This is a genomic window from Rhizobium phaseoli (genome assembly GCF_003985125.1).
In the GTDB taxonomy this organism is placed as follows: domain Bacteria; phylum Pseudomonadota; class Alphaproteobacteria; order Rhizobiales; family Rhizobiaceae; genus Rhizobium; species Rhizobium phaseoli.
Window position 1 is genome coordinate 217,857 of the sequence record NZ_ML133570.1, and the last position, 13,944, is coordinate 231,800.

Sequence of the window (13,944 nt, forward strand, 5' to 3'; positions counted from 1 at the left end):
TGGGAGGAGAAAATGGTAGAAAAGCGTATTCAGCCACTTGCCCGCGATGCAATGGCCTATGTTCTGGCAGGCGGCAGGGGGAGCCGTCTCAAGGAACTCACCGACCGGCGTGCCAAGCCCGCCGTCTATTTCGGCGGCAAGGCCCGCATCATCGATTTTGCCCTGTCGAACGCGCTGAATTCCGGCATTCGCCGCATCGGCGTCGCGACGCAATACAAGGCGCATTCGCTGATCCGCCACATGCAGCGCGGCTGGAACTTCTTCCGTCCCGAACGCAACGAGAGCTTCGATATCCTGCCCGCCAGCCAGCGCGTCTCCGAGACGCAATGGTATGAAGGCACGGCCGACGCCGTTTATCAGAACATCGATATCATCGAGGATTACGGCGTCGAATACATGGTCATTCTCGCGGGCGACCACGTCTACAAGATGGACTATGAATGGATGCTGCAGCAGCACGTCGATTCCGGCGCCGACGTCACCATCGGCTGCCTGGAAGTGCCGCGCATGGAGGCGACCGGCTTCGGCGTCATGCACGTCAACGACAAGGACGAGATCCTCGCCTTCGTCGAAAAACCGGCCGATCCGCCTGGCATCCCCGACAAGCCGGATTTCGCGCTTGCCTCGATGGGCATCTATGTCTTCCACACCAAGTTCCTGCTCGATGCGCTGCGCCGCGACGCCGCCGACCCGAATTCGAGCCGCGACTTCGGCAAGGACATCATCCCCTATATCGTCCAGAACGGTAAGGCGGTCGCCCACCGCTTCGCCAAATCCTGCGTCCGATCGGATTTCGAGCACGAGCCCTATTGGCGCGACGTCGGCACGATCGACGCCTATTGGCAGGCCAATATCGACCTGACGGCGATCGTTCCGGAACTCGACATCTACGATAAGTCCTGGCCGATCTGGACCTATGCCGAGATCACCCCGCCGGCCAAGTTCGTTCATGACGACGAGGATCGCCGCGGCTCGGCCACGTCTTCCGTTGTCTCGGGCGACTGCATCATCTCCGGCGCCAGCCTCAACAAGAGCCTGCTCTTCACCGGTGTCAGGGCCAATTCCTTCTCCAAGCTTGAAGGGGCGGTCATCCTGCCGAATGTGAAGATCGGACGCCGCGCGCAGCTCAAGAATGTGGTGATCGACCATGGTGTCGTCATTCCGGAAGGTCTTGTTGTCGGCGAGGATCCCGAGCTCGACGCCAAGCGCTTTCGGCGGACGGAAAGCGGCATCTGCCTGATCACGCAACCGATGATCGACAAGCTGGATATCTGACTTATGAAAGTTCTTTCGGTTTCGTCCGAAGTCTTCCCTCTGATCAAGACAGGGGGCCTGGCCGATGTGTCCGGCGCCCTGCCAATCGCTCTCAAAGCCTTCGGAGTCGAGACCAAGACCCTCCTGCCCGGCTATCCCGCCGTCATGAAGGTCATTCGCGACCCGGTCGTCAGGCTCGAATTCGCGGACCTGCTCGGAGAAAAAGCAACCGTGCTCGAGGTCGAGCACGAGGGCCTCGATCTCCTCGTCCTCCATGCCCCAGCCTATTACGACAGGCCGGGCGGCCCCTATCTCGATCCGCTCGGCAAGGACTACCCCGACAATTGGCGCCGTTTCGCCGCCCTGTCGCTTGCCGCCGCCGAAATCGCCGCCGGCCTGCTGCCCGGCTGGCGGCCGGATCTTGTGCACACACACGACTGGCAGGCGGCGCTGACCTCGGTCTACATGCGCTATTATCCGACGCCGGAACTGCCGAGCGTGCTGACGATCCACAACATCGCCTTCCAGGGCCAGTTCGGTTCCGAGATCTTTCCCGGCCTGCGCCTGCCCGGTCATGCCTTCGCCATCGACGGCGTCGAATATTACGGCACGACCGGCTTTCTGAAGGGCGGCCTGCAGACTGCGCATGCGATCACCACTGTCAGCCCCACCTATGCCGATGAGATCCTGACGCCGGAGTTCGGCATGGGGCTCGAAGGTGTCATTGCCACCCGCATCGACAATCTGCACGGCATCGTCAACGGCATCGACACCGATATCTGGAATCCGGCAACCGATCCCGTCGTCCACACCCATTACGGCCCGACGACGCTGAAGAACCGCGACGAGAACCGCCGCTCGATCGCCGAGTTCTTCCATCTCGACAATGACGATGCTCCGATTTTCTGCGTCATCAGCCGTCTCACCTGGCAGAAGGGCATGGATCTCGTCGCCAACGTCGCCGACGAAATCGTCGCCATGGGCGGTAAGCTCGTCGTGCTCGGTTCCGGCGAAGCCGCACTTGAAGGCGCGCTGCTTGCCTCCGCCAGCCGTCATCCCGGCCGCATCGGCGTCTCGATCGGCTATAACGAGCCGATGTCGCACCTGATGCAGGCCGGCTGTGACGCAATTATCATCCCCTCGCGCTTCGAGCCCTGCGGCCTGACCCAGCTTTACGGCCTGCGTTATGGCTGCGTGCCGATCGTCGCGCGCACCGGCGGGTTGAATGACACGGTGATCGATGCCAATCACGCCGCACTTGCAGCGAAAGTGGCAACCGGCATACAATTCTCACCTGTGACGGAAACGGGCCTGCTGCAGGCAATCCGCCGTGCAATGCATTTTTATGCGGACCGAAAACTCTGGACCCAATTACAAAAGCAGGGCATGAAATCGGATGTCTCCTGGGAGAAGAGCGCCGAACGCTACGCTGCCCTCTATTCAAGCCTCGTCTCGAAAGGCATGTGACCTAAAATGATCAAGTCCGTACCCACCACGCCCTATCTCGACCAGAAGCCCGGCACGTCCGGCCTGCGCAAGAAGGTTCCGGTCTTCCAGCAGCCGAATTATGCGGAGAACTTCATCCAGTCGATCTTCGATTCGCTCGAGGGCTACCAGGGCAAGTGCCTCGTCATCGGCGGCGACGGACGCTACTACAACCGCGAAGTCATCCAGAAGGCGGTCAAGATGGCCGCCGCCAACGGCTTCGGCAAGGTGATGGTCGGCAAGGGCGGCATCCTGTCGACGCCGGCCGCTTCCCACATCATCCGCAAGTACAAGGCCTTCGGCGGCATCATTCTGTCTGCCAGCCACAATCCCGGCGGCCCGACCGAAGATTTCGGCATCAAGTACAACATCAACAATGGCGGTCCGGCGCCGGAAAAGATCACCGACGCGATCTATGCTCGCTCCAAGACGATCGACAGCTACAAGATCACCGATTTCGCCGACGTCAATCTCGACCGCATCGGCAAGGAAGAGCTTCCCGGCGGCATGATCCTTTCGGTCATCGACCCGGTCGAGGACTATGCCGCGCTGATGGAAGAGCTGTTCGATTTCGGCGCCATCCGCAATCTGATCAGCCTCGGCTTCCGCATCGCGTTCGACGGCATGAGCGCCGTCACCGGTCCTTACGCGAAAGAAATCTTCGAAAACCGCCTCGGCGCTCCCTCCGGCTCGGTCCGCAACTTCATGCCGCTGCCGGATTTCGGCGGCCATCATCCCGACCCGAACCCGGTTCATTGCAAAGAACTCTTCGATGAGATGATGAGCGACGACGCGCCTGATTTCGGCGCCGCTTCCGATGGCGACGGCGACCGCAATCTGATCATCGGGCGCGGCATTTTCGTCACTCCCTCCGACAGCCTGGCGATCCTCGCCGCCAACGCCAATCTCGCTCCCGGCTACTCGGGCGGCCTCGCCGGCATCGCCCGCTCGATGCCGACCTCGGGTGCAGCCGACCGCGTCGCCGAAAAACGCGGCATCGGCATGTATGAGACGCCGACCGGCTGGAAGTTCTTCGGCAACCTGCTCGACGCCGGCATGGCGACGATCTGCGGGGAGGAAAGCTCCGGCACCGGATCCAGCCACGTCCGCGAAAAGGATGGCCTCTGGGCGGTGCTGCTCTGGCTGAATATTCTTGCCGTGCGCGGCGAGAGCGTCGCCGATATCGTCACCCAGCACTGGCAGACCTACGGCCGCAACTATTATTCGCGCCACGATTACGAAGGCCTCGACACCGATGCTGCGAACGGGCTGATGGACAATCTCCGCAGCCAGCTTTCCACCCTGCCCGGCAAGAGCTTCGGCAGCCTGAAGGTCGAGAAAGCCGACGATTTCGCCTATCACGATCCGATCGACAAATCGATAAGCGAGCACCAAGGCATCCGCGTCCTCTTCGAGGGTGGCTCCCGCGTCGTTTTCCGTCTCTCCGGCACCGGCACGTCTGGCGCAACCTTGCGTGTCTATATCGAGCGTTACGAGCCGGATTCGACTCGCCACAACATCGAAACGCAGGAAGCGCTCGCCGATCTCATTACGGCCGCCGACAGCGTTGCCAGCATTCGGGAACGCACGGGACGCGACGCGCCAACCGTGATCACCTGATCCGGGGGAAACATGCGCGGGAATAATGCGGCGCAGGCTGGCGCGATTGTCTTCGAGACCGGCGTCGAATTTGCCGTGTGGTCGCATGACGCCGCACAGATTGAGCTCTGCCTTTTCGAAGAGGACGGCAACCGGGAATTCGCGCGCCTGCCGATGGCGCGCGACGGCGACCACACCCACCGTCTGTTTGTCGACGGCCTGAAGGCAGGCGCGCGCTACGGCTATCGCGCCGACGGTATCTATGCGCCTGACAACGGCCTCTGGTTCGATCCGTCCAAACTGCTGATCGATCCCTACGCCAAGGAGATCGACCGGCCGTTCCGCTACGACCCACGTCTCGGCGTCTATGGGGAAGACAGCCAGGATCTGATGCCGAAGGCGATCGTCACCTCGGAGACGCGCGCCGCCATCGCCAAGCCGCTTTTCAAACCGGGCGGCTTCATCTACGAAGTGGCGGTCCGACCCTTTACCATCCTCCATCCCGACATACCGGAACGCCAGCGCGGCACCATCGCAGCCCTTGCCCATCCCTCGATCATCGCCCACCTGAAGCGGATCGGCGTCGATGCCGTCGAACTGATGCCGATCACCGCCTGGATCGACGAACGCCACCTGCCGCCGCTCGGCCTCACCAACGGCTGGGGCTACAATCCCGTCGCCTTCATGGCGCTCGATCCGCGGCTTGCTCCCGGCGGCATGGCGGAGCTGCGCGAGACGGTCGCCGCCCTCCACGCCGAAGGCATCGCCGTCATCCTCGACCTCGTCTTCAATCATACCGGCGAGAGCGACCGGTACGGCACGACGCTGTCGCTGCGCGGCCTCGACAACCTGCATTATTTCCGCCATGTCCAGAATTGCCCAGGCGAGCTGGTCAACGATACTGGAACCGGCAACACGCTCGCCTGCGACCATCCCGAAGTTCGCCGTCTCGTCATCGACAGCCTGCGCCATTTCGTGCTCAACGCCGGCGTCGACGGTTTTCGCTTCGATCTTGCGCCCGTCCTCGGCCGCACTGCGACCGGCTTCGAGCGCGACGGCGGAACGCTTGCCGCCATTCTGGCCGATAATGTGCTCGCCGACCGGATCATGATCGCCGAACCCTGGGACATCGGTCCGGGCGGTTATCAGCTCGGCAACTTCCCGTCGTCCTTCCTCGAATGGAACGACCGGGTGCGCGACGATTTGCGCTGTTACTGGCGCGGTGACCAGTGGAAGACCGGCGCCCTGGCAACCGCGCTTGCCGGCTCGTCCGACATCTTCTCCCGCAACGACGGCCAAGGGACGCGCAGCGTCAATTTCCTGGCCGCCCATGACGGCTTCACGCTGATCGACCTCGTCTCCTATGCCGGAAAGCACAACGACGCCAATGGCGAGCACAACCGCGACGGCCACAATGAAAACCACTCGTGGAACAACGGCGTCGAAGGCGAAACGCTCTACCCCTCGATCCGCAAGCGCCGGATAAACGATGTGATGGCGCTGCTTTCAACGCTCTTTGCCACCCGCGGCAGCATCATGCTGACGGCGGGCGACGAAGGCGGACGCAGCCAGCGCGGTAACAACAACGCCTACTGCCAGGATAACGCAATCACGTGGCTCGACTGGAAGGCATTGGATGAGGCTCTCATCGCCCATACCGCCTTCGTCTCCGGGCTGCGCCGCCGCTTCACCGTCTTTTCCGAAACGGATTTCCTGTCGGGGAATGGCGACGTCGAATGGATTTCGATTTCGGGCGAACCGATGACGGTCGCCGAATGGGAGACGCCGTCACTCGCCACCCTCGGCATGCTGCTGGCAACCGGCGACCGGGCCTCAAAGGGCAAGCGGACCCGGCTTGCCGTGCTTTTCAATCGTTCCGAAAGCCGCGAGCTCTTTACGCTTCCGTCGGAAGGCGACGCTTCGTGGCGTCAATTGACGCCGGCGGGTACGAAGAAGTCCGGCGCCCGAGTCACCGTCGAGCCACGCTCCGTCGCCTTTTTCATAGAAAAATGACCGGCGCCTCCCCTTGGCGCAAATCCTTGTCGCAATCGTTATAAATGCACGATAAGGCTTTGGCCCGGCGGGCTTATCTGACGAGGAAATGCATGGGCACGGAAATTTCACTCTCCGACGTGCGGAGATTGATCGGCATGGAAACGGGCCTTTCGGATTGGGTCACCGTCGATCAGACGATGATCGACGCCTTTGCGGGGGCAACGGATGACCACCAGTTCATTCATGTCGATCCGGAGCGCGCCGCCGCCGAGAGCCCCTTCGGCGGCACCATCGCCCATGGTTTCCTGACACTGTCTCTGCTCTCGGCGATGAATTACAACTGCCTGCCGAAGGTGCGCGAGCAGACCATGGGCATCAATTACGGCTTCGACCGCGTCCGCTTCATGACGCCGGTCAAAAGCGGTGCCCGCGTGCGCGGCCGTTTCCTGCTCTCCGACGCCCGATTCCGCGGCGGCGGCATGCTGATGACCACCTACGACGTCACGATCGAAATCGAAAACGAGAAGAAGCCGGCCCTGACGGCCAGGTGGATTACCATCATCCAGTTCGACCCGAAGGATCGTCCCGAGGACGTCTAAGCCCGGATGCGGCTATGATTCTGCGGAATTGAGAACCGCTTCAAGAGCGTGGCCGTCCGGATCGATGACGAAGGCGGCATAATAGTGTTCGCCATAATGAGGCCGCAAACCGGGAGCGCCATTGTCACGACCGCCATGCGCGATTGCCGCGGCATGAAACGCATCGACCGCCTCACGGCTTAGCGCGGCAAAAGCCAGATGAAATCCTGGGCCGGCTGGGCGCTGACCCTGTGGCCGATGTTTGATCGCCAGCTTGTCGCCGCCGCCGGGAAGGCCATAGCCGACCGCCTGTCCCGTCTGACCAGGCCTGATGTCATCCCAGACCCTGACACAACCGAGAGCGCCGAGGGCGGCATCGTAAAATGCCGCCGACCGCTCTATATCGGAAACGCCGAGGGAGGCATGATGCAGCATTTTTCCTCCCTCAAATGGGCGCCCTATGCAGGCAGGACTGGTCCCTGCTCAATGGCCGGCATCATGAGCCGCCTCGTTGAGCAGCCCGAAGACGAAGTCGGAAAACGACCGCCAGCATTCGACCCGGAACGTCTCTTCATCCGTGCGCAGAAGCACGATTTCCGCCTTGCCGAAGATCGTGCGAGACGCAGCCCCGACCGCAAAGGAAGAAAGCGACAGGTCCTGCGGGCAACCGGCGGCAAGAGTCTTTTCCGCGCCCGGTCCCGAGACGATGATTGCGACATTGCGGTGGGAAACGTCGGTCGCCGAATGCACGGCGCCGACGCCTGACAACACCGCCATCAGATCGGCGCCATCCTCGTCGATGACAAGCCATTCGTCCGGCCCGATCCAGAGTGCTGAGCGCGCGCCGGCCCAACTGGATGTCTTCGGAGCGTTCGGCAGGGTGAGACCGAGCGCTTTGGAAAGCGCGGCAAGCGATTCCGCCGGCGCGCGCAGCGCCACCCGGCTCGCCGTCGGTGCCACCGTCAGCCGTACCGTTGCGGAGCCGCCGAGACGGCCGGCAAGCACCGGCTTGCGAATTGCGACATCAGCCATGGATGCGGCCTCCTTCCTTGTCAAAGAACACCAGATCCGTCACCTCGACGGCGATCGTCCGGTCCGGCATCGGCACGTAGAGCGTCTCGCCCATCCGCGCCCGGCCACCGGCGACGAGCGCGAAGGCGATCGACCGGCCGCAGTTTTCCGACCAATAGGCCGAGGTGACGTGGCCGAGCATTGTCATCGGCTTCGGCTCGTTCGGGTTGGCGACGACCTGAGCGCCTTCCTCGAGCACCAGCTTCGGATCCTTGGTGATAAGCCCGACAAGCTGCTTGCGTCCCTCCTTGACGAGGTCCGGCCGCTGCAGGCCGCGAATGCCGACAAAGTCCTTCTTCTTCTTCGAAACGGCCCAGGCAACGCCCGCGTCATCAGGAGTAACCGTCCCGTCAGTATCCTGGCCGACGATGATGTAGCCCTTTTCGGCGCGCAGAACGTGCATCGTCTCCGTGCCGTAGACGCAAGCGCCGAGTGGTTCGGCATTGGCCCAGACGGCTTCGAGCACCGACTGGCCATAATCGGCCGGCACGTTGATTTCGAAACCGATTTCGCCGGTGAAGGAGACGCGGAAGAGCCGCGCCGGCACGCCGCAAACCGTGCACTCGGCAACGCTCATATGCGGGAAGGCCTCGTTTGAGAGGTCGACGCCTTGGACCAGCGGCTCGACGATCGCGCGCGCCTTCGGTCCCTGCACGGCAATGACGGCCCATTGCTCGGTGACCGAGGTCAGCCATACCTTCAGGTCCGGGAATTCCGTCTGCAGGTAATCTTCCATGTGGTGAAGAACGCGCGGCGCTCCGCCGGTCGTCGTCGTGACATGGAAACGGTCCTCGGCCAGTCGCCCGACGACGCCGTCGTCATAAACGAAGCCGTCTTCGCGGGTCATGATGCCGTAGCGGGCCTTCCCCGGCTTCAGCGTATCCCAGGCATTGGTGTAGATGAGGTTGAGGAACTTCGCCGCATCCGGCCCCACCACTTCGATCTTGCCAAGCGTCGAAGCGTCGAAAATACCAGCCGACTCTCGGGCCGTGCGGCATTCGCGCGCGACCGCCTGATGCATGTTCTCGCCGGCACGCGGATAGAACCAGGCGCGTTTCCAGTTGCCGACATCTTCGAAAACGGCGCCATGGGCTTCTTCCCAGCCATGCAGCGGTGTCTTGCGCGTCGGATCGAACAGCGGTCCGCGCGAATGGCCGATCAGCGTGCCGTAGGTGACCGGCGTGTAGGGCGCGCGGAAGGTGGTGAGACCGACCTGCGGGATTTCCTTGCCGAGCATTTCGGCTGCGATCGCCAGGCCGTGCATGTTCGAAAGCTTGCCCTGGTCCGAGGCCATTCCATTCGTCGTAAAGCGCTTGATGTGCTCGATCGAATGCATGCCCTCGCGCACGGCAAGGCGGATATCCTTGGCACAGACATCGTGCTGGAAGTCGATGAAGGCCTTGGCGTTGGTTTTCGGCCCGGCGCCTTCGGCAGCACCGATCATGCCGCCTGTCCATTCGAAGGCCTGCTCGGCAGAAATTGCGATCTTCTCGCCGCGGCTTCCGCCGGTGGCCTGGGCCATCAGCTCGCCGGCGGCAAGCGATTCCTCGATCGTCTGCTGCAGGTCGTCGGTGCCGTTGCAGGCGCCGACCGACAGGCAGTCCTGCGCGTAGGAGCCGGGCAGGAAGCGCTGGCTTTCAGCGTCGAAGGCGACTTTGCCGCGCGACTGCGAGAACAGATGCACGGACGGCGTCCAGCCGGCCGAAACCAGCAGTGCATCGACCGCGATCTTACGCGGCGAACCGCCGCCGTTGCGCGCCACCGTCATCGACGAGATGCGCAGCCGCCCAGCGGTGTTGATGACCGACTGGCCGGCCAGGACATCGATACCGAGCGCACGCGCCTCCGCCAGCACCGCCGCACCCGGCGCCTGCCTGACATCGACGATGGCGGCGATCGAGACACCTGCTCGTTTCAGATCGAAAGCCGCTTCATAGGCCGAATCGTGGGCCGTATAGATGCCGACATTGGTGCCGACAGCGACGCCGTAATGGTTGAGATAGGTCCGCGCCGCCGAGGCCAGCATGATGCCTGGCCGGTCGTTGTTCGGAAATACCATGTGCCGTTCGATCGCGCCGTTGGCGAGGACCACGCGCTTGGCCCGGACCTGCCAGAGCCGCTCGCGCGGCAGATCATGGGCCGGATTGGCCAAATGGTCGGTGACGCGCTCGGCAAGACCGACGAAATTGTGGTTGTAGTAGCCGAAGGCCGTCGTGCGCAGCAGCACTTCGACATTGTCCATCGCCTTCAGCTGCGCCACGGTCCTCTGCGCCCAGGTGAAGCCGTCCTGCCCGTCGATCTTGGCGCCGGCATCATAGCGTAGCGCACCGCCCGCTTCCGGCTGCTCGTCGCAGAGGATTACCCTGACGCCGGTCCGGGCCGCGGCCAACGCCGCTGACAGCCCGGCAACGCCGGCGCCGACCACCAGCACGTCGCAATGGGCGTAACGGCTGGCATAATGATCCGGATCGCCTTCCTTCGGCGCAACACCGAGGCCGGCGGCGCGACGGATGAGCGGTTCATAGACGTGCTTCCAGGCGGCGCGCGGCCACATGAAGGTCTTGTAGTAGAAGCCGGCGGCAAAGAACGGCGACATCAGATTGTTGATGGCCCCGACATCGCGGGCAAGCGACGGCCAGCGATTCTGCGAGCTGACGATCATGCCGTCGAAGACTTCCTGCACGGTGGCACGCACGTTCGGCTGCTTGCGTGCGGCATCGCGAGCGACGTCGATCAGGGCGTTCGGCTCCTCGGCGCCGGCCGACAGAATGCCGCGCGGCCGATGATACTTGAACGAACGGCCGACGAGATGCACGTCGTGAGCGATCAGCGCCGAGGCGACGCTATCGCCTTCGAGCGCCGTGTAACTTTTGCCGTCGAAGCTGAAGCGCGCGGTTTTGGCTGGCGTCAAGCGCCCCTTGCCGGCGATACGGTTGACGCCGCTCATTGCGCCTCTCCTTCCAGGGCTTCATATGTCTCGACAGGCGCATGTTTCTCGGCCGCAGCCCCAATCTCGGGCTTCGGCTCGCCTGCCTTGTAGGTCATGATGAACTTGTCGCTCACCGTGTCGCGCGCGGCATTGAAGAAGCGCCCGCAGCCGTGAATATGCCGCCAGCGTTCGAAGATCAGCCCCTTCGGATTGTCGCGCAGAAAGAAATAGGCCTCGAATTCCTCATCCGATATCGAAGCCATGTTGGTGGGCCGCGCGATATGCGCGTCGCCCGCGCCACGGAATTCGAGCTCGGAGCGCTCTTCCTGGCAGTAAGGGCAATGGATCAGCAGCATGTGGGATTTCCTTCTCCTCCACTTCTCCCCAGCGGGGAGAAGGTGCCTGAAAGACGGATGAGGGGGTGAGCGACGAAAGGAGCGAGCGTTAGCACGAAAGCACCCATCGTCAGTGCGCCACCGCCGCCGCAGCAGCCTCGTCGATCAGCCGGCCGCTGCGGAAACGCTCCAGCGTTAGGCCGGCGCTGAACTTGTGCGGTTCGTCGCGGGCGATAAGATGGGCGAAGAGATTGGCCGAGCCCGGCGTCGCCTTGAAGCCGCCGGTGCCCCAGCCGCAATTGACGTAAAGCCCGGGAACCGGCGTCTTCGACTGGATCGCCGAACGATCCGGCGTGTTGTCGACGATGCCGCCCCATTGGCGCATCATCTTGACGCGCCGGAACATCGGGAAGAGCTCGCAGATGGCATCGAGCGTGTGGGTGATGATCTGCAGCCCGCCGGTCTGTGAGTAGGAATTGTATTGGTCGGTGCCGGCGCCGATGACGAGTTCTCCTTTGTCGGACTGGGAGATATAGGCATGAACCGTGTTTGACATGACGACGCATGGGAAGATCGGCTTCAGCGGCTCGGACACCAGCGCCTGCAGCGGGCTCGACTGCAGCGGCACCCGCACATCGGCCATTTTCATGATCGTCGTCGTGTGGCCGGCCGCCGACACGCCGACCTTTCTGGCGCCGATGAACCCGCGCGTAGTCTCCACACCGGTCACGCGTCCATCGGGCGCACGCCGGATGCCGGTCACTTCGCAATTCTGGATGATATGGACACCGCGGTCCGATGCTGCGCGGGCATAACCCCAGGCGACTGCATCATGCCGCGCCGTGCCGCCGCGCCGCTGGAGCGCCGCACCGTTGATCGGGTAGCGCGCGCTGGCGGAGATATCGAGCGGCGGGCAATAGGCCTTCGCCTGTTCCGGCGTCAGCCATTCATTGTCGATGCCGTAGAGCCGGTTGGCGTGGATATGCCGCTTGAAGGACTGCTGGTCGTGAATATTGTGCGAGAGCATCATCACGCCGCGCGGCGAATACATCACATTGTAATTGAGCTCCTGCGATAGCCCCTCCCAGAGCTTCATCGAATGCTCGTAAATGTGCATGCTCTCTTCATAGAGATAGTTCGAGCGGATGATGGTGGTGTTTCGCCCGGTATTGCCGCCGCCGAGCCAGCCCTTCTCGATCACCGCCACATTGGTGATGCCATGCTCCTTGGCGAGATAATAGGCGGCGCCCAGGCCGTGTCCGCCGGCGCCGATGATGACGACGTCGTATTCGGCGCGCGGTTCCGGCGACGTCCACTGCTTCTCCCAACCCCGATGACCGCGCAGGGCCTCTCGCGCCACGGCAAAAACCGAATATTTCCGCATCCGCCTTCTTCTCCTTCGGGCAGGCTATTCTCCGTGCCCATACAAATCGCAAATCCAAATGCGGCACAACGGCTCTTTTGCGACGCGCGAGAGCTTTGGTTTTGACACTGAGCGACATGATGTCGAAAAGCGCCCTGTTTCTCTGCCTCCGACGCCGCAGCGAATGCCGTGCACCGAGGTGGCATTAGCCCTCACCCAAGAGGGCGAGAAGACAAGCAGTTACTAAAATGTTAATTCTCGCCCCATTGCCGGGGTTCTTGCATGATGTGGGGTCGGCGTTCATTCTTCCACGCGCTTTTCATCGCGTTTTGCAGCGCCCAGGTGGCGCTCGCCGCCGAGCCGGTCGGCCAGGCTGTCCTCATCAAGACCGAAGTCACCGGACAGGCCGGACCGATTGAGGTCAATACCAGCGTGCACCGCGACGAACGCATCAGGACGTCGCAATCCGGGCTCGGCCAGTTTGTGTTTCGTGACGGCACAAAGCTCGCAGTCGGCTGGGGTTCCTCCGTCGTTATCGACAAATATGTCTTCGATGATTCCCAATCGGTCAGGAAACTCACCATCAGGGCGGCCAAGGGGACCTTCCGCTGGGTCAGCGGCAACTCGAAATCTTCGGCCTATCAAATCCTGACGCCGGCCGGCACGATCGGCGTGCGCGGCACCGCATTCGATTTCTATGTCGGTCCCGACGGCACCACCGCCGTCGTCCTCTTGAACGGCGCGGCCAACTTCTGCGGCCCCGGTGGCTGTCGCCAGCTGCAGCAACGCTGCGATTGCGTTGTCGCCAAACCGAATGGCGATATGACGGCAGCCGGCCGGGTCGATCGCAACGTTCTTGGCAGACTTGGGAACCAGCGTGCCCTGCCCTTCCTTTCCGGCAATCAACGGCTTTCCGGCGGCCTCGGCATGCTGGGCGGCTGCGGAATGGCCTCGCTGCTGCCGGAAAGAAGCGATCGGAGCCCGCCGCCGCCGGCAGCCACGCCCGCGCCGCAACGCCAGGATCCGCCGCAAACACCTGTCGAGCCGCAGAAAGAACGGCCGAACAAGCCCGACACACCGCATCACGACAAGCCGCATCATGAGCACCATCACGACAAGCCGCATCACGACAGGCCGCATTACGATAGGCCGCATCATGATAGGCCGGATAAACCCGACGACCATGATGAGCATGACAAGCCGGGCCGCCACGAGCGCCATGACGACCACGGCGAGCATCATGGGGATGATGGGGACGACAACAGGGATCATCGCCGTCACGACTGGGATCGCAACCACGACAGAAGCTGGAATTTCAATCGCAGCCGCTGAGAC

Annotated in this window: 11 protein-coding genes; 6 read left to right on the forward strand and 5 right to left on the reverse strand. The window is 62.7% G+C overall.

Features of this window, described 5'->3' with window-relative positions; genetic code table 11:
- Positions 1 to 12 precede the first annotated feature (12 nt).
- The 5 genes from glgC to EFD56_RS12895 all read left to right on the forward strand — a co-directional run bounded on the left by glgC (position 13) and on the right by EFD56_RS12895 (position 6,932).
- A complete protein-coding gene (gene glgC / locus EFD56_RS12875) occupies positions 13 to 1,275 on the forward strand; it encodes a glucose-1-phosphate adenylyltransferase (RefSeq protein WP_004668370.1) in 1,263 nt (420 codons plus the stop codon).
- Between the two features lie 3 nt (positions 1,276 to 1,278).
- On the forward strand, positions 1,279 to 2,721 hold the full coding sequence (gene glgA / locus EFD56_RS12880; RefSeq protein WP_126905452.1) for a glycogen synthase GlgA: 1,443 nt from the start codon (positions 1,279 to 1,281) through the stop codon (positions 2,719 to 2,721).
- Positions 2,722 to 2,727: 6 nt separating this feature from the next.
- Positions 2,728 to 4,359: an alpha-D-glucose phosphate-specific phosphoglucomutase gene (locus tag EFD56_RS12885; RefSeq protein WP_004668364.1), complete on the forward strand. Its 1,632-nt coding sequence runs from the start codon at positions 2,728 to 2,730 to the stop codon at positions 4,357 to 4,359.
- 12 nt (positions 4,360 to 4,371) lie between these two features.
- Complete coding sequence (gene glgX / locus EFD56_RS12890) at positions 4,372 to 6,351, forward strand: glycogen debranching protein GlgX (protein ID WP_126905453.1); 1,980 nt, start codon at positions 4,372 to 4,374, stop codon at positions 6,349 to 6,351.
- Positions 6,352 to 6,443: 92 nt separating this feature from the next.
- Positions 6,444 to 6,932 carry a MaoC family dehydratase gene (locus tag EFD56_RS12895; RefSeq protein WP_126905454.1) on the forward strand — a complete coding sequence of 163 codons (489 nt, stop codon included), beginning with the start codon at positions 6,444 to 6,446 and terminating at the stop codon, positions 6,930 to 6,932.
- A 12-nt stretch (positions 6,933 to 6,944) separates the two neighbouring features.
- Here EFD56_RS12895 and EFD56_RS12900 read toward each other — a convergent pair whose 3' ends face one another.
- The 5 genes from EFD56_RS12900 to EFD56_RS12920 all read right to left on the reverse strand — a co-directional run bounded on the left by EFD56_RS12900 (position 6,945) and on the right by EFD56_RS12920 (position 12,630).
- Positions 6,945 to 7,346: a VOC family protein gene (locus EFD56_RS12900; RefSeq protein WP_126905455.1), complete on the reverse strand. Its 402-nt coding sequence runs from the start codon at positions 7,344 to 7,346 to the stop codon at positions 6,945 to 6,947.
- 48 nt (positions 7,347 to 7,394) lie between these two features.
- Positions 7,395 to 7,943, reverse strand: a complete 549-nt coding sequence (locus tag EFD56_RS12905) for a sarcosine oxidase subunit gamma (protein ID WP_064818988.1) — start codon at positions 7,941 to 7,943, stop codon at positions 7,395 to 7,397.
- The gene (locus tag EFD56_RS12910) at positions 7,936 to 10,929 is read right to left on the reverse strand and encodes a sarcosine oxidase subunit alpha (RefSeq protein WP_126905456.1); all 2,994 of its coding nucleotides are present in this window, start codon (positions 10,927 to 10,929) and stop codon (positions 7,936 to 7,938) included. Before EFD56_RS12910 ends, EFD56_RS12905 begins: the two co-directional genes overlap by 8 nt.
- On the reverse strand, positions 10,926 to 11,267 hold the full coding sequence (locus EFD56_RS12915) for a sarcosine oxidase subunit delta (protein ID WP_012485232.1): 342 nt from the start codon (positions 11,265 to 11,267) through the stop codon (positions 10,926 to 10,928). The genes EFD56_RS12910 and EFD56_RS12915 overlap by 4 nt, the downstream gene beginning before the upstream one ends.
- A 109-nt stretch (positions 11,268 to 11,376) precedes the next feature.
- Positions 11,377 to 12,630 (reverse strand): sarcosine oxidase subunit beta family protein, encoded by a 1,254-nt coding sequence (locus tag EFD56_RS12920; protein WP_097541797.1) that lies wholly within the window; start codon positions 12,628 to 12,630, stop codon positions 11,377 to 11,379.
- Positions 12,631 to 12,894: 264 nt separating this feature from the next.
- Here EFD56_RS12920 and EFD56_RS12925 point away from each other — a divergent pair, with 264 nt between their 5' ends.
- A complete protein-coding gene (locus tag EFD56_RS12925; protein ID WP_037141848.1) occupies positions 12,895 to 13,941 on the forward strand; it encodes a FecR family protein in 1,047 nt (348 codons plus the stop codon).
- Positions 13,942 to 13,944: the final 3 nt, after the last annotated feature.

Bases quoted from the DNA above. Each gene is read 5' to 3' on its own strand.
- glgC (WP_004668370.1), top strand. From the start codon at position 13: ATGGTAGAAAAGCGTATTCAGCCACTTGCCCGCGATGCAATGGCCTAT.
- glgA (WP_126905452.1), top strand. From the start codon at position 1,279: ATGAAAGTTCTTTCGGTTTCGTCCGAAGTCTTCCCTCTGATCAAGACA.
- EFD56_RS12885 (WP_004668364.1), top strand. From the start codon at position 2,728: ATGATCAAGTCCGTACCCACCACGCCCTATCTCGACCAGAAGCCCGGC.
- glgX (WP_126905453.1), top strand. From the start codon at position 4,372: ATGCGCGGGAATAATGCGGCGCAGGCTGGCGCGATTGTCTTCGAGACC.
- EFD56_RS12895 (WP_126905454.1), top strand. From the start codon at position 6,444: ATGGGCACGGAAATTTCACTCTCCGACGTGCGGAGATTGATCGGCATG.
- EFD56_RS12900 (WP_126905455.1), bottom strand. From the start codon at position 7,346: ATGCTGCATCATGCCTCCCTCGGCGTTTCCGATATAGAGCGGTCGGCG.
- EFD56_RS12905 (WP_064818988.1), bottom strand. From the start codon at position 7,943: ATGGCTGATGTCGCAATTCGCAAGCCGGTGCTTGCCGGCCGTCTCGGC.
- EFD56_RS12910 (WP_126905456.1), bottom strand. From the start codon at position 10,929: ATGAGCGGCGTCAACCGTATCGCCGGCAAGGGGCGCTTGACGCCAGCC.
- EFD56_RS12915 (WP_012485232.1), bottom strand. From the start codon at position 11,267: ATGCTGCTGATCCATTGCCCTTACTGCCAGGAAGAGCGCTCCGAGCTC.
- EFD56_RS12920 (WP_097541797.1), bottom strand. From the start codon at position 12,630: ATGCGGAAATATTCGGTTTTTGCCGTGGCGCGAGAGGCCCTGCGCGGT.
- EFD56_RS12925 (WP_037141848.1), top strand. From the start codon at position 12,895: ATGTGGGGTCGGCGTTCATTCTTCCACGCGCTTTTCATCGCGTTTTGC.